Source organism: Roseibium sp. MMSF_3544, assembly GCF_030732845.1.
GTDB lineage: Bacteria > Pseudomonadota > Alphaproteobacteria > Rhizobiales > Stappiaceae > Roseibium.
On record NZ_JASHKA010000018.1, the window covers coordinates 78,673 to 101,135 of the forward strand.

The window sequence follows — 22,463 nt, forward strand, 5'->3', positions numbered from 1 at the left end:
TTTTGATTTGCCTATATTGTAGACAAATTCCGCAATGCAACAAGTCTAAATTTGCGAATTACGCTGGTTCTTCGTTAAAGACGATCAGTTATTTAAGCCTGATCGACCCCAAAAGGAGACCGTTCATGGAAAAAACGGCTGCCGCCCTCATAGTTGCGGCAGGGCGTGGTACACGTCTGGCAGATCCAGGCGCTGCACAACCAAAACAGTACCGGCTTGTCGCCGGACGTCCGGTTCTGTCTCATACACTGGCCGCTCTTGCGAATCATCCTCGTGTTTCAAAAATCATCACCGTGATCCATCCGGATGACACCCTGCTTTATCAAGAGGCAGTCGAGGCGACAGGTCTTGCGGCTTCGGCCAAACTCGCGCAACCGGTCTTTGGCGGCAAAACACGGCAGCAATCTGTCTATGAAGGATTGAAAGCGTTGTCTGGTTCTGGCTGTGAAGATGTTCTCATCCATGATGCAGCCCGCCCTTTTGTCAGTGAGAAAGTTCTCGATGAGCTTCTGGCAGCGCTTGATGGAGGCGCCGAGGGTGCGCTTGCCGCCGTCCCGGTGGCCGACACTCTCAAAAAGGCAGTTTCAGACGGCTCTCCGCTCGAGACGATTGACCGGACTGGCGTATGGGCAGCACAAACACCACAAGCCTTCCCACTTGATCGGATACTGTCTGCGCACGAACGCGCGGCCAAAGAGAACCGATCGGCCTTTACCGATGACACGTCGCTGGCAGAATGGGCAGGTCTGACCATCGAGCTGTGCGAAGGTGACCCGGTCAACTTCAAGATAACAACCGCAGCAGACCTAAAACGCGCTGAAATTCAGGCAGGACAAGGCGAAGCGAGCAACATGATCCCGAACTCTCACCCTTTGTCCCTGTTGCCCGACGTCAGAACGGGCATCGGTTATGATGTGCACGCTTTTGAAGACGGCGATGCCGTCATTCTGGGCGGCGTGAAAATTCCGCACTCCAGGAGCCTGAAGGGACATTCCGACGCTGACGTTGTGTTGCATGCGATCACTGATGCAACGCTTGGCGCCATCGGTGACGGTGACATCGGACATCACTTTCCGCCAAGTGATCCGGAGTGGAAAGGAGCGTCGTCTGACAGGTTCCAGCAGCACGCGGTCCTTCGCCTGTCCGAGCTTGGAGGCAAGATTGCGCATATCGACGTCTCGATCGTTTGCGAGGCACCGAAGATCGGACCGCACCGGGAGAGGATTCGCGAAAGCGTGGCCCGGATCTGCGGTCTTCCTAAATCACGTGTTTCCATCAAGGCGACGACTTCGGAAAAACTTGGGTTTACGGGACGAAAAGAAGGCATCGCCGCGATTGCAAATGTTACCGTACGCCTGCCATTCGACGAAAACGAGTAATGCCGGAATGTCCGAAAAGCCGCTTAACGACCTGAACGATCTTGCACCGCTTGCAACCTCCGTCCTCGATGCCATGAAAGCCGACGGCAAAATGATTGCCACGGCTGAATCCTGCACGGGCGGGCTGATCTGCGGCGTCCTAACAGAAATCGCCGGGTCGTCTGCAGTGGTCGATCGGGGCTTTGTCACCTATTCCAACGAGGCCAAGACTGATCTGCTCGGAGTGCCCGCCGGTCTGATTGCCAATGTTGGTGCCGTCAGCAAGGAAGTTGCGATCGCAATGGCCGAGGGAGCCTTGGCACGGTCGCGCGCTGACGTAACTGTTTCTGTCACTGGAATTGCGGGTCCTGGCGGCGGTACGGACGAAAAGCCCGTCGGGACGGTTCACATTGCAGTCGCGGCCAGGGAAAGGCCCACGCAGCACCTTCATTGTTGGTTTGCAGACAAAGGGCGACAGTCAATTCGCCTTCAGACAGTCCAAACTGCATTAATGTCTGTTTTAAATTCTCTTGAATCTGAAAGCACTTATTAACGCTCGCGCCCATTGTTGCTGGGCTTTTGGACCGGTCGAAAATATAGTTCCCGTCAGGTGACCTAAACGGAACTTTCTTTGATCGCATGAAAACGTTTGCCTCAATTTTCTGCGCCGTTATGTGTGCAGGCAGCGCCGCGCTTGCCGCTTCTCTGCCGCAGCCCGGTGACGTTTATCTGATTTCACGAGATCACAACGGGCGGTTTTTGGGCAGCCACAAACTGTTCAGGGACAGGTCGCCTGACATGAAACAGGTGACCTATTGCGCGCAAGCCTATTTCGTTCGAGGAAGCACAATCGCCTGGACGCAAATTGAGGCTGAACGAGGCAACGTGATCCATGTTGAATTCAACTTCGGACGTGGATGGCGGCCGATATGCGCAAGCCCCGAAAAGCAGGTAACGCTTGCCGATATCGGTATCACGCTAAGTCCGCGGGAATTCCTGGACAGCCTTGAGGATGGAGAACAACCCCAAAGCCGCCTCGCCTTTATCGGTTCCCTGTTTCGCTCAAGTGCGCAAGATACCGACGGTCAATGAACCGACAATTGATTGCAGGAAGCCTTCACAGACCGAGCGAAGGAGACATTGATTTGGGTGCGATTGGGAGACCATAGACTTTTAATAAAACGCCGCGACCGCTCTCAATCTGTTCTACAAGAACTGCTTTTAATTTCACGCTACAAAAATCAAAACAAGCCTAGCTGGACAATGCAAAACGCGGACAAATCCGCGGTCAGGGATACACGTTATGTGGTTTCAAAAGTTTCTTTTGACAGCCGGCTTTCTTGTCCTGTCGAGCGCAAGCGCCGTCGGGCAGCCCGAAGATCTCAAGCTTGGCGATACTTACATCATTTCAAGGGATCACAACCGCGTCTTTCGCGGGTCGCACCGGATCTATGTCAGAAAGGCGGATGGTCTTGTTGAGGTAAAATACTGCAACCGTTCCTACTGGGTGCGGTATGCCACCGTTGCGTGGACTCAACTCGAGGTCGAGCAGGATTATGCGGTGCGTGTCGAATTCAACTGGGGCAAGGGCTGGCGCCCTATTTGTGATCATCCGGAACAACAGGTAACGCTCCGCGATCTGGGCATTTCAGAAGATCCGCGGGTCGTCATACAAAATGACGGTCCGACCATTGACAAGATTAACCGGTTCGCCGCCATACGAGACTCCTTTCGCCAGAAGAAAAGGGAAGGGCCAGCAAGGTCGTTTCATGACGAGTGAAACCAAACGAATAAAGCGATCGACATAGGTTCGATTTTGGGGTCGCCAACTCATCGCAATTTGAAGCACTCGGGTAACCAAGCGGTAAGCAAAAAGACGTATCATTCAGCCAAGTTGGGGTGAAATTAAGCTCGCAGAAGGACTTCGGGCATGAAGCACTCTTTGGCACGTTTGGCAATTGTCGTCTTGGGAACCACCTGTCTGACCGGTACAGCTTTCGGTCAGGGCGACTACTATATTCGTTCGCAACACTCCAACGGCGCATTTACCGGATTTCATGAAATTCTGACCAGGCCGAAGGCAGGCTACCACCAGGCCCGCTATTGCGACCGGACCTTCTGGGTCTCATCAACGACGGTTATCTGGACAGAAGAGCAGAACGCGGCCGGACGCACGCTTATCCTGGAAGAAAATGTCGGTTCGGGGCGCAGGATTGTCTGCTCAGACAACTCGTCATTCGCAACGCTTGATGATCTCGGTCTTTCCGAGCGGGAAGTTGCCAGGATCAGAGCAGCGAACGAACCTCTCGATATGAAATCGAGCCGCCTTCGCACCATTCGTGACGCCTTCAAAAGCTTTAAGTAGCAGCGACAATTCTCGAAGGCTCAGGTGCGGTAGACCTCGTCTGCGCGTGCCTCGAACGCACTTGAGAACTTCCGGAAGGCCTTGTCGAACATCACGCCCATCAACGACCCGAGTGTTCGGCTCTTGAACTCGTAGGATATGAAAAACCCGACATCGCAGCTGCCTTCGCCTGCATCTTCGAAGGTCCACTTGTTTTCCAGGTGCTTGAATGGCCCGTCCAGATACTCCACCAGGATCGTCTGCTCTTTCGGCCGCAGTTCAACGCGGCTGGTAAACGTCTCCTTGAAGAGCTTGTAGGCAACAGTCATGTCGGCCACCAGAACCGTGCGCCCGTCATCCAGCTCCTTGCGCCCGCGTACATGCAGCCCCTGGCAAAGCGGTACGAACTGGGGATATTGCTCGACATCGGCCACAAGCTTGAACATGTCTTCAGCCTTGTGGTTGACCTTGTGCGTGGACGAAAAACTGGGCATGCAGTTTGTCTAACCCCGTCCCTGCAATCTCAATGACCAAGCTTTGCTTTTCGCGCTGCGCGCAGCTCTGCAAAATCCTCGCCCGCATGATGCGATGAACGCGTCAACGGACTTGCAGAAACCTTCAAGAAGCCCTTCGCATAAGCAATCCGTTCGTAGGCCTTGAATTCCTCCGGCGTCACGAAGGACATGACAGGATAATGCTTCTTGGACGGCTGCAAATATTGGCCGATCGTCAGGAAATCCACATCGGCGGCACGCAGGTCATCCATCAATTGCAGAACTTCGTTCCGGACCTCACCCAGCCCGACCATGATGCCGGATTTCGTGAACATTTCCGGATCAAGTTCCTTCACCTTCTGGAGAAGACGGATGGAATGAAAGTAGCGGGCGCCGGGCCGCACATTCAGATATTTCGAGGGCACCGTCTCCAGATTATGATTGAAGACGTCGGGTCGTGCTTCAACGACGATCTCCATGGCGCCGTCCTTGCGCAGGAAATCGGGTGTCAGCACTTCAATTGTCGTTTGCGGGGCCGTTGCGCGGATAGCGCCGATAACAGCGGCAAAGTGCCTGGCGCCGCCGTCGTCAAGATCGTCCCGGTCAACCGACGTGATCACGACATGTTCGAGACCCATCGTCGCGACTGCATCAGCAACACCTTGCGGCTCATTTTGATCAATAGGGCCTGGCATGCCGGTGCGAACATTGCAAAAGGCACAGGCCCGCGTGCAGGTGTCGCCGAGGATCATGAAACTGGCGTGTTTTTTCGACCAGCATTCGCCGATGTTGGGACAACCCGCTTCCTCGCACACGGTCACCAGATTGTTTTCGCGCACGACGTTTTTCGTCTCCCGGTAAACGGGCGATGTCGGCGCCTTGACCCGGATCCATTTCGGCTTGCGCTGGATCGGGTTGTCGGGACGGTGAGCCTTCTCCGGATGACGCGGGCGCGCCTCGGTGCTTTGTTGCGGGCGATTAAGCGTGTCGACGATCGTAACCATGAGCCTTAAGTGTCGTTATTCCCTTGAAAGGTCAAGCCATAATGACGGTGAGCCAGCTATGTGCTGAGTGCGGGTCTGAGCAATTCGGTCAGGCGCTGACGGGCATTTTCAGAAAGCGGCTGCGAACGGCGTGTCGCCTCGTTCATTTGAACGATGATCGTGACGGCTTCTGCGACCGGTTCTCCGTCCTGATACACCCTTTGCAGTAATTTGAAGGAGCTTCGCCCGATCTCCTTGACCGCCGTTCCTATATCAACCTCACCCGGCCAGTGAATTTCAGACAGAAAGTCGAGCTCGAGCCGCGCGATGACAAAGGCCGCACCTTCCTCCATGAGTTCATCGCCGTAAAGGAGCTCGACTCTGCCTGTTTCCAGAAACGTATTGAATACGGCATTGTTCACATGCCCCTGGCGATCCGTATCTGCATAGCGGAGCTTGTCGGTCGTCTTTAAAGGAAATGCGGCAAAGCCGCCCTCATCTGCCTTTACCACCGGTTCTCCCCGTCTTTCGGCAATGACGTAAATCGATGCGGTAACATCGCCCTCCTCGGTTCTGACAACCGTTTCCTCGCGCCGGTATCCCTCGCCTTCGAAGGCGTCAAGGCGATCCCAGTGTTCGCTGAGTTCGAAAGACTCAAATATGTGCACCTCGACATTCTGGCCTTCAGGATCAAGAACAAGCCCGGGAAACCCCAAAGCCGCGCCCCAACCAGCCTGAACCAGGCGCCCCCGAACGGTTCCGACAGTCCACTTTCCGGGGATGTCGGCAAGCTGCTGGTGATTGGCACGCCCGGGTGCAAGCGTTCCATATGTGGCAAGCCGGATAACATCTTTTGATGAGATAGAGTCCATAACCGGTTGCTCCGACCAGATTTACCGCTCGCTTGACGACCAACACCGAGACTTAAGTTCCTGTATTCACTTCGGAAACAACTTCTTCCATATGAACAGGAACAAAATGGAACCCAAGATCGCTATGATCAATCTGTCGACGAAACCGCCGGCCAGATTGAGATTGAATATCGAAGCCAGTTCACCGCCGAGCAATGCGCCAATCAGTCCGACGACGAGGCTGCCAAGAAAACCGCCCCGACTGTTCAACACCCGATGCGCGATCGCACCCGCGATGAGGCCAATGATTGCAGAGATAATCAATCCCATCGCGGGGCTCCTAACAGACTTATGCCAGCAATCGGGCGATTAGCACGACAACAACGGCACCGATCGCTGCAACAACAATTTCATTTAGATAAGCATTGCCCAGATCAATGTTGATACCGGCCAATCGGAAGATGAAACCTCCCACGAAGGCTCCGATAATGCCTGTGAGCAGGTAGCGGATTAGACCACCGCCGCCAACTATGATGCTGGCCAGCCATCCCGCAATGATACCGATGGCGATCCAGATCAGAATTGATTTTGCATCCATGATACTTTCCCCCCTTTTCTAAATCTTACAGTTCACGTCCGTGTTGGGCCCTGTCGATGACGTCAGTGTAGCTAAAGGCTGCCTGATCACAACTCACAGAGACCACTTCAACATTCATGTCAGTGAAAAATCTGCTCGGCTTGGGAAATTCCAGTCCAAAGACAAAACCTTCGTGAAGCACACATTTTGCCGTCAGCTTGCGTTGGTCTGTCTTTAGGACAACATCGATGAAATGGTCGCCTGAACGAAGGCGGCCTTGAAACCTGAGATCCGGATCCATCCGATAGTACCGGAAACAGGGAATGCGGCCATCTGACTGTCGCTCGATAAAGTGACTTCGGGCAATCTGTTGCCTGGCAAGAACCGCGGTGTCCGAGGGAAGAAAGTCGATTGCGGCAAAAAGGGTTTTGGCCTCGTGATCCAAAAGCGACCAGCTACCCTCCCGGCTCAGAAATCTCAATCCGTCGAGCAAATAGGCCAGCATTTGACAGACGGCTTAAGCGCCCGGACTGCTCGACAGTGTCATCAGAAACAGTCCGGGCAAAGGGTTACATGTTCAGGACGCGGTCATAGGCATCCAGAACCGATTCCTTCATCATTTCCGAAAGTGTCGGATGCGGGAAGACCGTGTGCATCAGGTCTTCTTCGGTTGTCTCAAGGTTCATGGCAACGACATAACCCTGAATGAGTTCAGTGACTTCAGCGCCAACCATATGTGCACCGAGCAACTGACCGGTCTTGGCATCAAATATCGTCTTGACGAGACCTTCCGGCTCACCGAGCGCAATTGCCTTGCCGTTGCCGATGAACGGGAACCGGCCAACCTTGATGTCGTAACCGGCTTCCTTTGCCTTCGGCTCGGTAAGGCCGACCGAGGCGACTTGCGGATGGCAATAGGTGCAGCCCGGGATCATGGACTTGTCCATCGCGTGGACATCCTTGCCGGCAATTTTCTCAACGCAGATGACGCCTTCATGCTCGGCTTTGTGCGCCAGCATCGGCGGGCCGGCAACATCGCCGATGGCGTAGACGCCAGGAACATTCGTGCGCCCATAGCCGTCGATCACCACGCAGCCCCGGTCGGTTTTAACGCCGAGTTCCTCAAGGCCGAGGTTCTCGATATTGCCGACCACGCCGACGGCGGAAATCAGCTTGTCTGCGGTCAAATCCTGTTTCTTGCCGTCCTTGGTCTCAACGGTCGCGGTAACGCCCTTCGGGCCTTTCTTGACCTGGGACACCTTGGCTTCAAGCAGGAACTTGAGACCCTGTTTCTCCATCTGCTTCTTGGCAAGAGCGGAGATTTCCGGATCTTCGACCGGCATGATCGTCGGCATCATTTCGATGACGGTCACATCGGCACCCATCGTCTTGTAGAAAGACGCGAACTCAATGCCGATCGCACCGGATCCCATGACAATCAGGGATTTCGGCATGGTCGGGGGCACCATGGCTTCAAAATAAGTCCAGATGTCCTTGCCATCCGGTTCGATGCCCGGGATGACGCGCGGGCGTGCACCGGTGGCGATGATGATGTGCTTGGCCTTGTAAACGCCCTCACCCTTGGTGCCTTTCGGCGCCGGGTGCTGCGGTTCCATGGCTTTTTTCGATGTCTTGGAGACAGTCACTTCTCCAACCTTGGTGACCTTGCCCTCGCCCCAGATGACATCGACCTTGTTCTTCTTCATCAGGAAGCCGATACCCGCATTGAGCTGGCCGGATACGCCGCGCGACCGCTTGACGACGGCGGCGGGATCGAAGGAGATCTTTTCAGCCGAAAGCCCGTAGTCTTTCGCATGCTGCATGTAGTGATAAATTTCGGCCGACCGCAGCAGAGCCTTGGTTGGAATACAGCCCCAGTTGAGGCAGATGCCGCCCATGTGCTCGCGCTCGACGATCGCAGTCTTGAGACCAAGCTGCGCGGAGCGGATTGCGGTTACGTAGCCACCCGGCCCGGAGCCGATGATGATTACATCGTAGTTGGTATCAGCCATGGTGTTTTCCCCGGCGAAAGAAGTCATCGTTGAAAAACGGCGCGGCGTTGCCGCCGCGCCGGAGAACATGCATCAGACCAGCATGCTCATCGGATTTTCGATGTAGCCCTTGAAGGCGGCGAGCAGCTCGGCGCCGAGCGCACCGTCCACGCAGCGGTGATCGGTTGAAAGCGTCACCGTCATGACGGTCGCAATCGCGAGCGCATCGTTTTTCACGACCGGGAGCTTTTCACCGGCTCCAACCGCAAGGATCGTCGCATGCGGCGGATTAACGACGGCCGAGAAGTCCTTCACGCCCATCATGCCCATGTTGGAGACCGCGGTGGTGCCACCCTGATACTCTTCCGGCTTGAGCTTGCGTTCCTTCGCCCGTTTGCCCAGATCCTTCATCTCGTTGGAGATGACGGACAAGGGTTTTTGTTCCGCGCTGCGGATGATCGGGGTAATCAAGCCACCGGGGATCGCAACAGCAACGCCGACGTCGGCATGCTTGTGCATGACCATGTTTTCATCGGTCCAGGACACATTCGCATCGGGCACATCGCGCAATGCAAGCGCGAGGGCCTTGATGGTCATGTCGTTGACCGACAGCTTGTAGGCCGGCTTGCCGTCCTTGTCCGTTGCAGCAGCACCGTTGAGCTGGGCTCTGAGCGCCAGCAGGGCGTCCAGTTCCACATCCACGGAAACATAGAAGTGCGGGATCGTCTGCTTCGACTCAGTCAGGCGCTTGGCAATGGTCTTGCGCATGCCGTCGTGCGGAACGAGCTCGTAGCTGTCTTCATCGAAGAGCTTGAGCACTTGATCGGCGGACGGTCCGGCAGCCGGAGCGGCAGCAGCCTTTGGAGCTTCTGCAGCGGCCGCAGGTGCAGCCTTGCCCGTGCCAGCAGCAATTGCCGCTTCAATGTCCCTTTTGACGATCCGGCCATGAGGACCGGTGCCCGTGAGCGCGTTCAAGTCGAGACTGTTGAGCTTTGCAAGGCGCCGGGCGAGCGGCGATGCAAAAATGCGCGCACCATCGGCCGCAACCGGCGCGGGGCCAGCCGGAGCTGCAGGTGCGGAAGCTGCCGGTGCCGGAGCGGCGGCAGCAGGTGCTTCTGCAGCTGCGGGCGCCGGGGCTGCCGCGCCGCCAGAAGTGTCGATGGCGCTTGCATCTTCACCGTCTTCCAAAAGGACGGCGATCAATTCGTTGACTTTGACGCCCGCGGTCCCCGCAGGCACGACGATCTTCCCGACCGTGCCTTCATCGACGGCTTCGACTTCCATCGTGGCCTTGTCGGTTTCAATTTCGGCGATCACATCGCCTGCTGAAACCTGATCGCCTTCCTTGACCAGCCACTTGGCAAGGTTGCCCTCTTCCATGGTCGGGGAAAGGGCCGGCATGGTGATATTAATTGGCATGTCCGTCTCCCTCGCCTCAGGCTGTGTAGGTCACGGCCTTGACCGCTTCGATGACTTCCGGAACGCTCGGCAAGGCGAGCTTCTCAAGATTTGCGGCATAGGGCATCGGAACATCCTTGCCGGTCACGCGCAGGATCGGTGCATCCAGATAATCGAATGCCTGTTCCTGGACCTGGAAGGCGATTTCCGAAGAAACCGAGCACATCGGGAACGCTTCCTCGATCGTTACAATCCGGCCTGTTTTGCGAACGGAGGCAAGCACCGTTTCGATGTCGAGAGGACGGATCGTGCGCAGGTTGATCACTTCGGCCGAAATTCCCATGCCGGCGAGCTCATCGGCCGCCTGCAGGGCGTAGGTCATGCCAATCCCCCAGGAAACCAGGGTGACATCGCTGCCGCCGCGTTCGATCTTCGCCTTGCCGATCGGAAGGACGAAATCGTCCATGTCCGGGATCTCGAAGGAATGCCCGTAGAGGATCTCGTTTTCCAGGAAGATCACCGGGTTCGGGTCGCGGATCGCAGCCTTCAGCAAGCCTTTGGCATCGGCAGCCGAATAAGGCTGGATCACCTTCAGACCCGGCACATGCGCATACCAGGAGGCATAGTCCTGCGAATGCTGTGCGCCGACGCGGGCAGCCGCCCCGTTGGGACCGCGGAACACGATCGGAGCCCCCATCTGGCCACCGGACATGTAGAGCGTCTTGGCAGCAGAGTTGATGATCTGATCGATCGCCTGCATGGCGAAGTTGAACGTCATGAATTCCACGATCGGCCGCAGACCGGCCATCGCAGCGCCGACGCCGAGACCGGCAAAACCATGTTCGGTGATCGGCGTGTCGATGACGCGCTTGTCGCTGAATTCATCGAGAAGGCCCTGGGTGATTTTGTAGGCACCCTGGTATTCGGCAACTTCCTCACCCATGACGAAGACGTCCGGGTCCCGGCGCATTTCTTCAGCCATGGCGTCGCGCAAAGCTTCGCGCACAGTCGAGGTTTTCATCGCCGTTCCAGCCGGGATCTCAGGATCTTCGGCTGGTTCAGAAACAACCGGGGCCGCAGGTGCGACAGGAGCGCTTGGAGCCTCGGCCTGGGCCGGCGCAGGCACCGGAGCAGCAGCAGGTGCTGCAGCAGCCGCGTCGATCGCACTGGCGTCTTCACCGTCACCGAGCAGCACGGCAATCTTTTCGTTGACCTTGACGTTGTCAGTGCCTTCCGGAACCAGGATTTTCCCCATGGTTCCTTCGTCGACAGCCTCGACTTCCATTGTCGCCTTGTCGGTCTCAATCTCAGCAATCACGTCGCCTGCGGTTACGGCATCGCCCTCGGCTTTCAGCCACTTTGCGAGCTTACCTTCTTCCATTGTCGGCGAGAGCGCCGGCATCAAAATATCTATCGGCATATTTTCCCCCGGCGTTACAGCAAGATGTCGGTGTAGAGTTCAGACGCATCCGGTTCCGGATCGCTCTGAGCAAATTCCGCTGCTTCGGCAACCCTGGCCCGTACTTCCTTGTCGATGGCCTTGAGGTCGTCCTCGCTCGCCCAGCCCTTTTCAATCAGCCGGGCACGGACTTGCTCGATCGGATCGTGCTCGGTCCGCATCTTCTGGACTTCGTCCTTGGAGCGATATTTCGCCGGGTCGGACATGGAATGGCCGCGGTAACGGTAGGTGATCATTTCCAGGATGTACGGGCCTTTGCCGTCCCGGCACCAGGCGAGCGCTTTTTCAGCAGCGGCCCTGACGGCACGCACGTCCATGCCGTCGACCTGTTCGCCGGGAATGTTAAAGGAAGCACCACGCTGGGAAAGGTCGGTCGTTGCCGACGCACGGGAAACACTTGTGCCCATGCCGTATTTGTTGTTCTCGATCACGTACACGACCGGGAGTTTCCAAAGCTCGGCCATGTTGAAGCTTTCGTAGACCTGGCCCTGATTCGAGGCACCGTCGCCGAAAAACGCCATGGAGACGTTGCCGTTGCCGCGATACTTGTTGGCAAAGGCAAGGCCGGTGCCGAGCGGCACCTGCGCGCCGACAATACCGTGACCACCGTAGAAGTGCTTTTCCTTGGAGAACATGTGCATGGAGCCGCCCTTGCCCTTGGAAAGGCCGCCTCTCCGTCCGGTGAGTTCCGCCATCACGGCGCCGGGGTCAAGATCCATAGCCAGCATGTGACCGTGGTCGCGGTAACCGGTGATCATCTGATCGCCGTCCTTCTTGGCCATCTGCATACCGACTACGACAGCTTCCTGTCCGATATACAAATGACAAAATCCGCCGATGAGGCCCATGCCGTACAATTGCCCGGCTTTTTCCTCAAATCGGCGGATCAGAAGCATTTCACGATAGGCGTGAAGTTCGTCGTCCTTTTTGAACTCGGCGATCGCAGGCTTCGCTTTCTTGGCGGTGCTGCGGGTCCGGCTGGCGCTCTTTGAGCGAGCGGAAGTGGTCTTTGATGCTGTGGCCATAACCCTCTTCTCTGCGTGACGTTTCCCCTAAGACAGGTAGCTGCAACTTATCCTGTCGCGCCTGTCAATCCAATCAATTCATGGAGGTGTTTTGAAGCGATTTAAATACTTGTTATCACGCGTGAAATTAGATTTTAACTGAAATTTTGTTAATGTACTGGTATGAACTTATTTCTAGTTCATGCTGTAGCGGTGCCCGGGACGCAGCACGACCAACTCGTCTGTGTGAACGAGGTTGAGATTGAGACGGGCTCTTTCGTCGAGCATGTCAGGGTCAAGGCTCTCAGGCCGGAGCAGACTGACGCGCGCAACAAGTTCCTGCCGTTCGTCTACCAGCACTTCCAACTCGGCTTCCAGCTCGGAAACCTGGCGCTCGATCATCGCGCGCCCGACCAATCCGAGTTCACCATTCATCGCATGGAAACCGAAATATCCAAGGGCCGCAATCGCAATGACAGGCGTGATGAGACGGCGGAGGAAGGATTGTTTACGCTGACGGGTAGCTGCTCGGGGCACTCTTTGGGACCTTAACGCTGAACTCTTGGTCTCTTTGCCCCATCACTATGCGGCGTTAGGTTTAATAGAGTCTTGAGACGATCACTCAAAAACACGCAATTGTTTCCGACGATCGGGGAACAGACATGGACCCGTTTGCATCCGAACGCGAAGACATGGTGCGGCACCAACTGGAAGGCCGCGGAATAGGCGATAAGAAAGTGCTCACCGCGATGCGCAAGGTCCCGCGGCACAAGTTTGTGCCTGAAGATCAGCGCTGGCGTGCCTACGGCGATGGTCCGCTGCCCATCGGACAATCCCAGACAATCTCCCAACCTTATGTCGTTGCCCTTATGTGTGAGCTGTTGAAACTGACCGGCTCAGAATCGGTTCTGGAAATCGGAACAGGGTCTGGCTACGCCGCGGCCGTCCTATCCGAGTTGTGTCGCCGCGTAACAACAATAGAACGCCTGCCCGGTCTCGCAGAGCGGGCGGATGAAACGCTTGACGCAACGGGCTTTGAGAACGTCAACGTCAAATGCGCCGACGGCACCCTGGGCTGTCCTGAAGATGCGCCTTTCGACGCGATTCTTGTCTCTGCCGGTGCGCCGGAAACGCCGGAAGTCCTGAAACAGCAACTGGCGATCGGCGGCCGTCTTGTTATTCCGGTCGGCAGGTTCAAGTCTCTGCAAGAGCTTTTGAGGATTCGAAGAGTATCGGAAACCGGGTTCGAAACCGAGAACCTCGGCGGCGTCGCATTTGTGCCTCTCATTGGAGAAAAGGGCTGGCAGACCGACTCCTGACAGTGGGGTCTTCTGCAGGTCCGCTGCTTCCGAGGTCGTCATTGCGAGCCTGTACTGGCCCTGCATCCTAATCCTTAGGCCGCCGCCAGCTTTGCCAGTTTCGTCAGGATGGTCGCGGTGCCCTTCAGCCGTGCATCGGTCTTGTCCCAGTCGCGGGTCAGCACCACGCGCTGGTCCGGCCGGATCTTGGCCAGTACGCCCTGCTCGGCGATATAGGAGACGAGTGCAGCCGGGTTCGCGAATTCACTGTTGCGGAAGCTGACGACCATGCCCTTCGGTCCTGCATCAACCTTCTCCACATTCGCCTTGCGGCAAAGCCCCTTGATATAGACGATCTTGAGGAGATGCTGCACCTCGTCGGGCAAAGGACCGAAACGGTCGATCAGTTCTGCTCCGAAGGCATCGATTTCTTCAGCTTCCGTGACATCGCCCAGACGCTTGTAAAGCTGCAGCCGCAATTGCAGGTCGGCGACATAGTCTTCGGGAATCAGCACCGGTGTGCCGATATTGATCTGTGGCGACCACTGTTCCTCGCCGAAATCAGCTCCACCATCCTTGAGCTGGGCCACCGCTTCTTCCAGCATCTGCTGATAGAGCTCGAAACCGACTTCCTTGATGTGGCCGGATTGCTCTTCCCCCAAAAGGTTCCCTGCCCCGCGAATATCGAGATCATGGCTGGCGAGCTGGAAACCTGCTCCAAGCGTCTCGAGTGATTGCAGCACCTTCAACCGGCGTTCCGCTGTCGGGGTCAGGGTCTTGTTTGCCGGCACTGTGAACAAGGCGTAAGCCCGCGTCTTCGAGCGGCCAACGCGGCCGCGCAACTGGTAAAGCTGCGCCAGGCCGAACATATCCGCCCGGTGAACGATCAGCGTGTTTGCGGTCGGGATATCCAGACCCGATTCAACAATCGTGGTCGACAGAAGGACGTTGTACTTGCCTTCGTAAAAGGCATTCATGACGTCTTCCAGCTCGCCGGGGGGCATCTGGCCGTGGGCAACAGCAACCTTAAGCTCCGGCACCTGCTCTTCCAGGAACGCAAGCCTGTCGGCAATATCGGCCAGTCGCGGACAGACGTAAAAGCTTTGGCCACCCCGGTAATGCTCACGCAGGAGTGCTTCACGCACCACCAGCGGATCGAACGGCGACACAAATGTTCTAACTGCGAGACGATCGACCGGCGGCGTTGCGATCAGCGACAATTCCCGAACGCCTGTCAGGGCAAGTTGCAAGGTCCGAGGGATGGGTGTTGCCGACAGGGTCATGACATGTACGTCGGATTTCAGCTCCTTTAGCCGCTCCTTGTGTTTGACGCCGAAATGCTGTTCCTCGTCGATGATCAACAACCCGAGATCCCGGAACTGGATCGACTTTCCAAGCAGCGCATGCGTGCCGATCACGATATCGACCGATCCGTCGGCGAGACCCTTCTTGGTCTGCGTGAGTTGTTTTGCTGGCACGAGCCTGGAGGCGTGAGCTACATTGATCGGAAGGCCGTGAAAGCGTTCCTGAAACGTCTTGTAATGCTGGCGCGCAAGAAGCGTTGTCGGCACGACAACGGCGACCTGCCGGCCCGACATTGCGGCGATAAACGCAGCACGTAACGCAACTTCTGTCTTGCCAAATCCAACGTCACCGCAAATCAGCCGATCCATCGGCCTACCGGAGGACAGATCCTCAAATACTGAATCGATGGCAGTCAGCTGATCGTCTGTTTCCTCATATGGGAAACGGGTCGCAAACTCGTCGTAGACCCCTTCCGGTGTCTCAACCACCGGTGCAGTCTTGAGCGCCCGCGCTGCCGCGGTCTTGATAAGACCATCAGCGATTTCGAGAATGCGCTTCTTGAGTTTCGCCTTCCGGGCCTGCCAGGCCCCGCCCCCGAGTTTGTCGAGATGGGCTTCCTGATCTTCCGAGCCGTAGCGCGAGAGAAGCTCGATGTTCTCAACGGGCAGGTAAAGCTTGTCGCCGCCGGCATATTGCAGTTCCAGGCAATCATGCGGCGCCCCGACAGCCTCAATCGTCTTCAGTCCGACAAAGCGGCCAATTCCGTGCTCGACATGAACAACGAGGTCCCCTTCCGACAGACCCGTCGCCTCGGTAATGACATTCGCGCCTTTCGCCTTGCGCCGGGACTTACGCACTAACCGGTCGCCGAGGATGTCCTGTTCGCCGATGAAGACGACGTCTTTGAGTTCGAAGCCGTGCTCGATCCCGAGCACACAGAGCGCGGAGGTCTTTGCCGGAAGTTTTTCAACTTCCACCAGGGTGTTAACGTCCTGAACGGATCCAAGACCGTGATCGCTCAGGATTTGACCCAATCGATCGCGAGAGCCGTCTGACCAACAGGCAATGACCGTGCGTTTTCCCTGCCCCTGAACATCCCGCACATGCGCTGTCAGGGCGTCGAAAATATTGACGTCACCCGCAGCACGCTCGGCAGCAAAACTGCGCCCTTGCCGGCCATTGAGCTCAATGACGGTTTTTCCGGACCCGGGCGGCGGCGTAAATGGATCGAGAGCCGCGCTCGCCCGGTCCGCAATGGCGGTTTGCCATTCACTTTCGGAAGAATAAAGGCTCTGCGGCTCGATCGGCATATAGGGAACCGTACCGGAGCCGGACCCCATTTCCCTGGCTTCCTGGCGGGCCTTGTAGTGCTCGGCCACCTGATCGAGGCGCTCTCTTATGGCGTCAGCAGCGTTCGTATCGAGTACGATGGGAGCGTCACCGATATAGTCGAAAAGCGTTTCCAGACGTTCGTGGAACAGCGGCAGCCAATGTTCCATACCTGCATAGCGCCGACCGTCGCTGATGGACTGGTAGAGCACATCTTCACGGCTGGCAGCGCCAAAATTCGCCATATAGGACCGGCGAAATCTCGAAATCGCCGCTTCAGAAAGAACAACCTCGCTCATCGGGACGAGGTCAAGCCGCTTGAGCTGCTTTGAGGTTCGTTGGGTTTCCGCGTTGAAGGAGCGGATAGATTCCAGCGTATCGCCGAAGAAATCGAGACGCACGGGTTCTTCCGAACCGGGTGCATAGAGATCGACGATACCACCGCGGACAGCATACTCGCCTGTTTCCCGGACCGTCGGCGTACGCGAGAAACCGTTCATCTCCAGCCAGTTTGAAATGGCTGCCATGTCGACCTGGTTGCCAGGCGCCATGGAGAAGGTTTGCTCCGCCATGAAATTGCGCTCCGGCATGCGCTGAACGGCGGCATTGAGGGTCGTCAGAAGGACAGTCTTTTTGCCCGACGGAACGCCGCGCGCAAGCTGGCCCAGAGCAAGAAGCCGGCGTGCACTTATGGCAGAGTTTGGCGAAACCCTGTCGTATGGCAGGCAATCCCAGGCTGGAAGCTGCAAAATATCAACGCTCGGATCAAAGAACGCGAGTGCTTCGCTGACCATGGCCATTCGCATGGCATCGCGCGCAACGAAAACAAGCGCTAGGCCGTCGGTCTGGCTTTCGGCAAGCAATCTTGCCAATGCATAACTTTCCGCACCGTCCGGCACACCAGCCAGCGTGACGTTGACCTGGTCTTTCAGCAGGCTGTCGAACACAGCAAGTTCCTATTTTTCTTTTACAAAACCGGCGGGACCGGCAGCCTCGTGATACGCAATGATCCGGCGATAGAGTGGACCGTCCCATTCCGGCGGCAGCGGCTTTCGACCGGTCATCCAGGCATACAGATCCTGGTCGTTGGCCGTCAGCAAATGCTCAAGTTCCAGAAGTTCCTCGTCGGACAGCCTGTCGATCTCGGCATTGGCAAAGCCGCCGAGCAGCAAGTCCATTTCCTTCATGCCCCGGTGCCAGCACCGGAAGAGGATTTTCTTGCGCCGCGGGTCTCGCTCTTCCTGGGTTGGTTCGCTTATGCTGCCGGTCGGGTTGGACATGGGTGGCCTATCTGGGAGTGTGCCGGCGGAACTTGGAAACTGGCTGTCTCGACAAGAACTGCCGGTCGGCTTGAAATCGTGACGGTTATATAACCCCGCAAGACAAGAATGTCAGCGCTTTCTCGCAATTAGCCTCACATATTTGTTCACATAATGTTCCGATTGTTGCACTGGCCGTTCGCTTCATGGCAAAACGGATATCACATGTCCTGAAACGAACGGCTCACAAGGTGAGGTTCTCAAAAAAAGATGCGCCCGCCGGTACTTGATCCTCTTTTTGCGCCTGTCTCAACGCTTCCCGGCATCGGACCCAAAATTGCCAAACTGGTTTCGGGACTGATCGGCGGTCAGCCGGACCGGGAAGGTACCGTAACCGACCTTCTGTTTCACGTCCCGCACAGCCTGATCGACCGGCGTCACAGACCGGGCATCGCCTATTCGGAAAATGGTGACATCGTCACCCTGGATGTGACGATTGGCAGGCATCAGGCGCCCCCAAGGCACTCAAAAGCGCCGTACAAGATTTCCGCCCATGACGACACCGGGCAGATCAGTTTCGTCTTCTTTCACCCGCGCAGGGACTGGTTGGAAAAGACGTTCCCTGAAGGTGAAAGACGCATTGTTTCGGGCAAGGTGGAATGGTTCAACGACCGTCCGCAAATGGTGCATCCGGATTATTCCCTGAAACCGGAAGAAGCGGCAGAAATGCCGACAATCGAACCGGTCTATCCCCTGACCGCCGGCCTTGCCTCCAAGACGCTGCAAAAGGCCATGCGGGCAGCCCTTGACCGGGTTCCGCGCCTTCCGGAATGGTTGAATGAAGCCTATCTCGACAAAACCGGTTGGCCTGACTTTCACGACGCGCTTATGACGCTGCACCAGCCGAAAGAACGTCAGGATATCGAACCGCAATCACCTTACGTGAGGCGCCTGGCCTATGACGAACTGCTGGCAAGCCAGCTCGCGCTCGCAATGGTTAGAGCGAATATGCGGACGCTCGGCGGTATCTCCCGCAAACCAGACGGGGCGCTGCAAAAGGCCGTGATCTCCGCCCTTCCCTTTGAACTCACCGGCAGCCAGAAAACGGCGATCGGTGAGATCAATGACGATCTTGCCGAACCAACGAGAATGCTCCGCCTTCTGCAGGGCGACGTCGGTTCCGGCAAGACGGTGGTTGCACTCGCTGCCTTGGCGCAAGTGATCGAGACCGGTGCCCAGGGCGGTTTGATGGCGCCGACAGAAATCCTGGCGCGCCAGCATTTTGCGTCAATGGAACCGCTTTGCCAAAAGACCGGCATCCGGCTTGCCTTGATGACCGGGAAAGACAGCCAGAAGGAACGGCGGCTTCTTCAGGAGAAACTGGATGCCGGCGACATCGATCTTGTGGTCGGAACGCATGCACTCTTTCAAGGATCCGTGTCCTTCAAGAACCTTGGCATGGTTGTCGTCGACGAACAGCATCGCTTCGGCGTTCACCAGCGCCTGGCTCTTTCCGGCAAGGGTCAGGGCGTAGATGTCCTGGTCATGACGGCAACACCGATCCCGCGCACACTTGTGCTGACCTGCTTCGGCGACATGGATGTTTCGCGGCTGACCGACAAACCGGCCGGCCGGAAACCGATCAAGACCGTTTCCGTGTCGCTCGACCGTCTCGATGAGATCATTTCCAGGGTCGGTGCCGCCACCGCCGAAGGGCAGAAAGTCTATTGGGTCTGCCCGCTGGTTGAAGAATCGGAAAAGATTGACCTGGCCGCCGTTGAAGATCGGCACAGGGTTCTGGAACATGCGCTTCGTCAGCGTGTCTCCCTCGTTCACGGCCGTATGAACGCAGACGAAAAGGACGCTGCCATGACGGCCTTCAAGACCGGCGAAACCAGGGTGCTTGTCGCAACCACGGTCATTGAAGTCGGCGTCGACGTTCCCGACGCGACCATTATCGTCATCGAACACGCGGAACGTTTTGGGCTCGCGCAGCTCCACCAACTCCGAGGCCGCGTCGGCCGCGGTGACAAGCCTTCGTCCTGTGTTCTCCTCTACAAGGGACCGCTGGGTGAGACGGCTGGCGCTCGTCTCAACATCATGCGCGAAACCAATGACGGGTTTTTGATAGCCGAAGAAGATCTGAAGCTGCGTGGTGGTGGTGAAATCCTCGGCACACGTCAGTCCGGCACGCCTGGTTTCCGGGTGGCCCGTGCCGACGAACACGCCGACCTGATGGAAGTCGCCAGGGACGACGCACGGCTGATCCTTGAAACCGACCCGGACCTTCAATCCAAACGAGGCGAAGCGCTGCGCTGCCTGCTCTATCTCTTTGGCAGAGACGCCGCGATCAGGTTGCTTCGGGCTGGATGATCAGGCCCGTTCCCTGTTCCGGATCTTTTCCAGCTTTTCCGGCTCGGCGATAAAGTCTTCCAGGATCTCCGGCAGATCCGGACTGACGAGGCCAGCCGAAATCACCAGCTTCGCCGCGTCCTCAACGCCCATCGACAATTCGATTACATCTTCCTTGGGCACGAAAAGCAGGAAACCGGACGTGGGGTTCGGCGTCGTGGGCAGGAAAACGGAAACTGTTTGTGCCCGGTCCTTCAGGCGTTTTGCCACCTCACCTTTGGTTTCCGTCGAGATGAAAACGATTGCCCAAAGGCCCTTGCGGGGATATTCGACAAGCGCAGCCTTTGAAAAACTGTTGCCACGTTCATCAAGTACCGTCTCAAAAATCTGCTTTAAGCCACTGTAAATATTACGAACAAGCGGCATTCGTCCGACGACACCCTCGCCGAATGATATCAGGCTTCGTCCCAGGAAATTCGCTGCCAGAAACCCGACAATGGTCAGAACGAAGATCGCGACGATCAGACCGAAACCCGGAACCGAGAACGGCAGATAGGTCTCAGGATTGTAGACCTTTGGCACAAACGGCTTTACCCAGCCATCGACCCACTTGATGAAGGTCCAGGTCAGCCAAAGGGTAATTCCGATTGGACCGGTGATCACGAGACCGGTCAGAAAGTAGTTTCGCAGGCGAGTTGCCGCGCCGGGCCGATGGCCTATCTTGTGCGTGTCTTCTGATTTATGTTTATTCCGGCTCATGGGTGAACCCAACCAAAGTCCTTTTGTGTGCTCGTCTTTCCAACTGACACGCACTAGATAAGCATCTTTATCGCAGCGCGGTATCCTTCGCTTGATTAATTTTTTAGCGATATACCGCAAAAATGCCGATTGCGGAGGCAGTATTGCGGCGAATCACATTCAAACTTCTGGGAACGGGATGTGTAGGCCTCGGAATCGTCGGCGCTTTTTTACCGCTTCTGCCGAGCACAATCTTTTTCATCATGGCGGCAGCCTGCTTTGCGCGGTCCTCTCCGGCCCTCGAAGCACGTATCCTCAATCACCCGGTCTTTGGTCCACCCGTGATCGCCTGGCGCGAGCATGGCGCCATACCGCCCAAGGCGAAAATCATCGCAGTTGCCGGTATGGCATTCGGATTTGCCATGTTTTACTGGACATCATCACCGGCGCTCTGGCTCTCTATCGTTGTCGGTCTTTTCCTGGTTGGCTGCGCAACCTACGTTCTTTCCCGCCCGTCCGGCCCAAGGCAGCAAGCGGAAGAAGACTGTCCTGACCACCTTTAAGGACGGTCCGTTCTGAGGCCGACGAGAACGGAACGCAATTTCAATCGTCAGGAATCAGACGCTTGCCCAATGGAATAGCGGCATCCTCTGAATAGCCGAGCTCATGATAGAACTGCAGCACAGCTTCGTTTCCGCTCCGCACGAACAGGTTGATCTTCGGGCATTCAAGCTTGAGAAGGAATGCCTCGCAGTGGTTCATGAGCCGCTTGCCGAGCCCTTGCGCTTGAAACTCGGGATCGATCGCCAGGTAATAGATGGACCCGCGATGACCATCATAGCTCGCCATCACGGAGCCGATGATCCTTTGCCCGGCTAAGAGAACAAAGAAGGCTCCGTTTCGGTCCGTCAGTTTGCGGTCGATATCCTTGTCAGGATTGTTCCAGGGCCGGACAAGACCGCATTTTTCCCAAAGGGAAATCACATCCTGCCTGTGTTTTTCATCAAATTCGGCAATTTCCGATTTTTCGAGTTCTGACATGTCGTAACGGTCTTGTTGCTTGTGTCCATAGACGCTCAAAATTAAGGCAGAAAGTCCTTGAAATTCTACGTTCTTGAAACTGTTTCAATCACTTGAGGTAGTTTGTGTGCGTCATGGTATCGTTCATTTCCTGAATGAGAACGATAAATCCTTTTAGCCCTTCGGAAATGTCAACGGTTTCCAGCGATTGGACGGGATGCGTGTATCTGAGCTTGTGAAAACAGCCATGCAGCAATCCCATGCTGGCAACGGTCACCGCCTGGCCTGTGTTCGAAGATGTCGTCAGGTATACGGCATTGTCGACAAAACCGATATCGGCATAGAGCTTTTCCGGAACCAGATAGGGATCGGAAAGAACCGTTTCCGGCGTCAGCTTCTCGGCTATGTAATAGACCTCGTGGACCGCTTGCTTCAGTTGCTCTTCGGCATCTGCGGCCTCGGGATTGCTGACCCCGTAATCATAGATGAAGAAAGTTCCCTTTGCGTGCCTGCCATGAAAGGCAATCGAAAAGCCGTATTTGCTGTCATCATAGCGAACCGGTTGATCGACGGCCCAATCGGGGTGCTGAAACGCGTCAAATGCTGGAACCCTGCATTCGGCAAGGGCTGTGCCCGACAACAGGCAAGCTGTCAGAACTGACAGGCAATACCACTTTGCTGCAGACATACTGGCCTCTCCTCA

At 56.4% G+C, this 22,463-nt stretch carries 24 protein-coding genes; 8 read left to right on the forward strand and 16 right to left on the reverse strand.

All coding sequences use genetic code 11. The annotated features are described in order from the left end of the window. The first annotated feature begins 125 nt into the window (after positions 1–125). From RBB47_RS22460 to RBB47_RS22480, 5 genes are all read left to right on the forward strand, one after another. The gene (locus RBB47_RS22460; protein ID WP_305988127.1) at positions 126–1,379 is read left to right on the forward strand and encodes a bifunctional 2-C-methyl-D-erythritol 4-phosphate cytidylyltransferase/2-C-methyl-D-erythritol 2,4-cyclodiphosphate synthase; all 1,254 of its coding nucleotides are present in this window, start codon (positions 126–128) and stop codon (positions 1,377–1,379) included. Positions 1,380–1,386: 7 nt separating this feature from the next. After that, positions 1,387–1,911: a CinA family protein gene (locus RBB47_RS22465; protein WP_305988128.1), complete on the forward strand. Its 525-nt coding sequence runs from the start codon at positions 1,387–1,389 to the stop codon at positions 1,909–1,911. A gap of 86 nt (positions 1,912–1,997) precedes the next feature. Then, entirely contained in the window at positions 1,998–2,450 is a 453-nt protein-coding gene (locus tag RBB47_RS22470) for a hypothetical protein (RefSeq protein ID WP_305988129.1), read from the forward strand. A 211-nt stretch (positions 2,451–2,661) separates the two neighbouring features. Then, on the forward strand, positions 2,662–3,138 hold the full coding sequence (locus RBB47_RS22475) for a hypothetical protein (protein ID WP_305988130.1): 477 nt from the start codon (positions 2,662–2,664) through the stop codon (positions 3,136–3,138). Positions 3,139–3,288: 150 nt separating this feature from the next. Further along, positions 3,289–3,723, forward strand: coding sequence for a hypothetical protein (locus RBB47_RS22480; RefSeq protein WP_305988131.1), 435 nt, complete (start codon positions 3,289–3,291; stop codon positions 3,721–3,723). 20 nt (positions 3,724–3,743) lie between these two features. Here the strand turns inward: RBB47_RS22480 and RBB47_RS22485 are convergent, their stop codons facing one another. The 11 genes from RBB47_RS22485 to RBB47_RS22540 all read right to left on the reverse strand — a co-directional run bounded on the left by RBB47_RS22485 (position 3,744) and on the right by RBB47_RS22540 (position 12,996). Continuing rightward, positions 3,744–4,196, reverse strand: coding sequence for a type II toxin-antitoxin system RatA family toxin (locus RBB47_RS22485; RefSeq protein WP_305988132.1), 453 nt, complete (start codon positions 4,194–4,196; stop codon positions 3,744–3,746). Positions 4,197–4,225: 29 nt separating this feature from the next. Continuing rightward, positions 4,226–5,200 (reverse strand): lipoyl synthase, encoded by a 975-nt coding sequence (gene lipA, locus RBB47_RS22490; RefSeq protein ID WP_305988133.1) that lies wholly within the window; start codon positions 5,198–5,200, stop codon positions 4,226–4,228. A 56-nt stretch (positions 5,201–5,256) separates the two neighbouring features. Continuing rightward, positions 5,257–6,051, reverse strand: coding sequence for a thioesterase family protein (locus tag RBB47_RS31040; RefSeq protein WP_371932836.1), 795 nt, complete (start codon positions 6,049–6,051; stop codon positions 5,257–5,259). A 66-nt stretch (positions 6,052–6,117) separates the two neighbouring features. Then, positions 6,118–6,360, reverse strand: a complete 243-nt coding sequence (locus RBB47_RS22505) for a GlsB/YeaQ/YmgE family stress response membrane protein (protein ID WP_305988134.1) — start codon at positions 6,358–6,360, stop codon at positions 6,118–6,120. Positions 6,361–6,379: 19 nt separating this feature from the next. Continuing rightward, positions 6,380–6,628, reverse strand: a complete 249-nt coding sequence (locus RBB47_RS22510; protein WP_305988135.1) for a GlsB/YeaQ/YmgE family stress response membrane protein — start codon at positions 6,626–6,628, stop codon at positions 6,380–6,382. Between the two features lie 25 nt (positions 6,629–6,653). Beyond that, the gene (locus tag RBB47_RS22515) at positions 6,654–7,112 is read right to left on the reverse strand and encodes a hypothetical protein (RefSeq protein WP_305988136.1); all 459 of its coding nucleotides are present in this window, start codon (positions 7,110–7,112) and stop codon (positions 6,654–6,656) included. Between the two features lie 64 nt (positions 7,113–7,176). Then, a complete protein-coding gene (gene lpdA, locus RBB47_RS22520) occupies positions 7,177–8,619 on the reverse strand; it encodes a dihydrolipoyl dehydrogenase (protein WP_305988137.1) in 1,443 nt (480 codons plus the stop codon). Between the two features lie 72 nt (positions 8,620–8,691). Further along, a complete protein-coding gene (locus RBB47_RS22525) occupies positions 8,692–10,017 on the reverse strand; it encodes a pyruvate dehydrogenase complex dihydrolipoamide acetyltransferase (RefSeq protein ID WP_305988138.1) in 1,326 nt (441 codons plus the stop codon). Positions 10,018–10,033: 16 nt separating this feature from the next. Continuing rightward, positions 10,034–11,416, reverse strand: a complete 1,383-nt coding sequence (locus tag RBB47_RS22530; protein WP_305988139.1) for a pyruvate dehydrogenase complex E1 component subunit beta — start codon at positions 11,414–11,416, stop codon at positions 10,034–10,036. A 14-nt stretch (positions 11,417–11,430) separates the two neighbouring features. Continuing rightward, complete coding sequence (gene pdhA / locus RBB47_RS22535; RefSeq protein WP_305988140.1) at positions 11,431–12,480, reverse strand: pyruvate dehydrogenase (acetyl-transferring) E1 component subunit alpha; 1,050 nt, start codon at positions 12,478–12,480, stop codon at positions 11,431–11,433. A gap of 174 nt (positions 12,481–12,654) precedes the next feature. Next, positions 12,655–12,996, reverse strand: a complete 342-nt coding sequence (locus RBB47_RS22540) for a septum formation initiator family protein (protein WP_305988141.1) — start codon at positions 12,994–12,996, stop codon at positions 12,655–12,657. Between the two features lie 125 nt (positions 12,997–13,121). Here RBB47_RS22540 and RBB47_RS22545 point away from each other — a divergent pair, with 125 nt between their 5' ends. After that, positions 13,122–13,778, forward strand: a complete 657-nt coding sequence (locus RBB47_RS22545; protein ID WP_305988142.1) for a protein-L-isoaspartate(D-aspartate) O-methyltransferase — start codon at positions 13,122–13,124, stop codon at positions 13,776–13,778. Positions 13,779–13,852: 74 nt separating this feature from the next. Here the strand turns inward: RBB47_RS22545 and mfd are convergent, their stop codons facing one another. Continuing rightward, positions 13,853–17,338, reverse strand: a complete 3,486-nt coding sequence (gene mfd, locus RBB47_RS22550; protein ID WP_305988143.1) for a transcription-repair coupling factor — start codon at positions 17,336–17,338, stop codon at positions 13,853–13,855. A 9-nt stretch (positions 17,339–17,347) separates the two neighbouring features. Continuing rightward, the gene (locus tag RBB47_RS22555) at positions 17,348–17,671 is read right to left on the reverse strand and encodes a succinate dehydrogenase assembly factor 2 (protein WP_305988144.1); all 324 of its coding nucleotides are present in this window, start codon (positions 17,669–17,671) and stop codon (positions 17,348–17,350) included. A 249-nt stretch (positions 17,672–17,920) separates the two neighbouring features. Between RBB47_RS22555 and recG the strand changes: the two genes are divergently transcribed. Next, entirely contained in the window at positions 17,921–20,023 is a 2,103-nt protein-coding gene (gene recG / locus RBB47_RS22560) for an ATP-dependent DNA helicase RecG (protein WP_305988145.1), read from the forward strand. On the opposite strand, the gene RBB47_RS22565 is transcribed toward recG, so the two are convergent. Beyond that, positions 20,024–20,761 (reverse strand): DUF502 domain-containing protein, encoded by a 738-nt coding sequence (locus RBB47_RS22565; protein ID WP_305988146.1) that lies wholly within the window; start codon positions 20,759–20,761, stop codon positions 20,024–20,026. A 122-nt stretch (positions 20,762–20,883) separates the two neighbouring features. Between RBB47_RS22565 and RBB47_RS22570 the strand changes: the two genes are divergently transcribed. Next, a complete protein-coding gene (locus RBB47_RS22570) occupies positions 20,884–21,303 on the forward strand; it encodes a YbaN family protein (RefSeq protein WP_305988147.1) in 420 nt (139 codons plus the stop codon). A 40-nt stretch (positions 21,304–21,343) separates the two neighbouring features. Here the strand turns inward: RBB47_RS22570 and RBB47_RS22575 are convergent, their stop codons facing one another. Both RBB47_RS22575 and RBB47_RS22580 read right to left on the reverse strand, forming a co-directional pair. Then, positions 21,344–21,781, reverse strand: a complete 438-nt coding sequence (locus RBB47_RS22575) for a GNAT family acetyltransferase (protein WP_305988148.1) — start codon at positions 21,779–21,781, stop codon at positions 21,344–21,346. 88 nt (positions 21,782–21,869) lie between these two features. Continuing rightward, a complete protein-coding gene (locus RBB47_RS22580; protein ID WP_305988149.1) occupies positions 21,870–22,448 on the reverse strand; it encodes a hypothetical protein in 579 nt (192 codons plus the stop codon). Positions 22,449–22,463: the final 15 nt, after the last annotated feature.

Coding starts and splice junctions, on each gene's coding strand:
- RBB47_RS22460 (WP_305988127.1), top strand. CDS start 126: ATGGAAAAAACGGCTGCCGCCCTCATAGTTGCGGCAGGGCGTGGTACA.
- RBB47_RS22465 (WP_305988128.1), top strand. CDS start 1,387: ATGTCCGAAAAGCCGCTTAACGACCTGAACGATCTTGCACCGCTTGCA.
- RBB47_RS22470 (WP_305988129.1), top strand. CDS start 1,998: ATGAAAACGTTTGCCTCAATTTTCTGCGCCGTTATGTGTGCAGGCAGC.
- RBB47_RS22475 (WP_305988130.1), top strand. CDS start 2,662: ATGTGGTTTCAAAAGTTTCTTTTGACAGCCGGCTTTCTTGTCCTGTCG.
- RBB47_RS22480 (WP_305988131.1), top strand. CDS start 3,289: ATGAAGCACTCTTTGGCACGTTTGGCAATTGTCGTCTTGGGAACCACC.
- RBB47_RS22485 (WP_305988132.1), bottom strand. CDS start 4,196: ATGCCCAGTTTTTCGTCCACGCACAAGGTCAACCACAAGGCTGAAGAC.
- lipA (WP_305988133.1), bottom strand. CDS start 5,200: ATGGTTACGATCGTCGACACGCTTAATCGCCCGCAACAAAGCACCGAG.
- RBB47_RS31040 (WP_371932836.1), bottom strand. CDS start 6,051: ATGGACTCTATCTCATCAAAAGATGTTATCCGGCTTGCCACATATGGA.
- RBB47_RS22505 (WP_305988134.1), bottom strand. CDS start 6,360: ATGGGATTGATTATCTCTGCAATCATTGGCCTCATCGCGGGTGCGATC.
- RBB47_RS22510 (WP_305988135.1), bottom strand. CDS start 6,628: ATGGATGCAAAATCAATTCTGATCTGGATCGCCATCGGTATCATTGCG.
- RBB47_RS22515 (WP_305988136.1), bottom strand. CDS start 7,112: ATGCTGGCCTATTTGCTCGACGGATTGAGATTTCTGAGCCGGGAGGGT.
- lpdA (WP_305988137.1), bottom strand. CDS start 8,619: ATGGCTGATACCAACTACGATGTAATCATCATCGGCTCCGGGCCGGGT.
- RBB47_RS22525 (WP_305988138.1), bottom strand. CDS start 10,017: ATGCCAATTAATATCACCATGCCGGCCCTTTCCCCGACCATGGAAGAG.
- RBB47_RS22530 (WP_305988139.1), bottom strand. CDS start 11,416: ATGCCGATAGATATTTTGATGCCGGCGCTCTCGCCGACAATGGAAGAA.
- pdhA (WP_305988140.1), bottom strand. CDS start 12,480: ATGGCCACAGCATCAAAGACCACTTCCGCTCGCTCAAAGAGCGCCAGC.
- RBB47_RS22545 (WP_305988142.1), top strand. CDS start 13,122: ATGGACCCGTTTGCATCCGAACGCGAAGACATGGTGCGGCACCAACTG.
- RBB47_RS22555 (WP_305988144.1), bottom strand. CDS start 17,671: ATGTCCAACCCGACCGGCAGCATAAGCGAACCAACCCAGGAAGAGCGA.
- recG (WP_305988145.1), top strand. CDS start 17,921: ATGCGCCCGCCGGTACTTGATCCTCTTTTTGCGCCTGTCTCAACGCTT.
- RBB47_RS22565 (WP_305988146.1), bottom strand. CDS start 20,761: ATGAGCCGGAATAAACATAAATCAGAAGACACGCACAAGATAGGCCAT.
- RBB47_RS22570 (WP_305988147.1), top strand. CDS start 20,884: ATGCCGATTGCGGAGGCAGTATTGCGGCGAATCACATTCAAACTTCTG.
- RBB47_RS22575 (WP_305988148.1), bottom strand. CDS start 21,781: ATGTCAGAACTCGAAAAATCGGAAATTGCCGAATTTGATGAAAAACAC.
- RBB47_RS22580 (WP_305988149.1), bottom strand. CDS start 22,448: ATGTCTGCAGCAAAGTGGTATTGCCTGTCAGTTCTGACAGCTTGCCTG.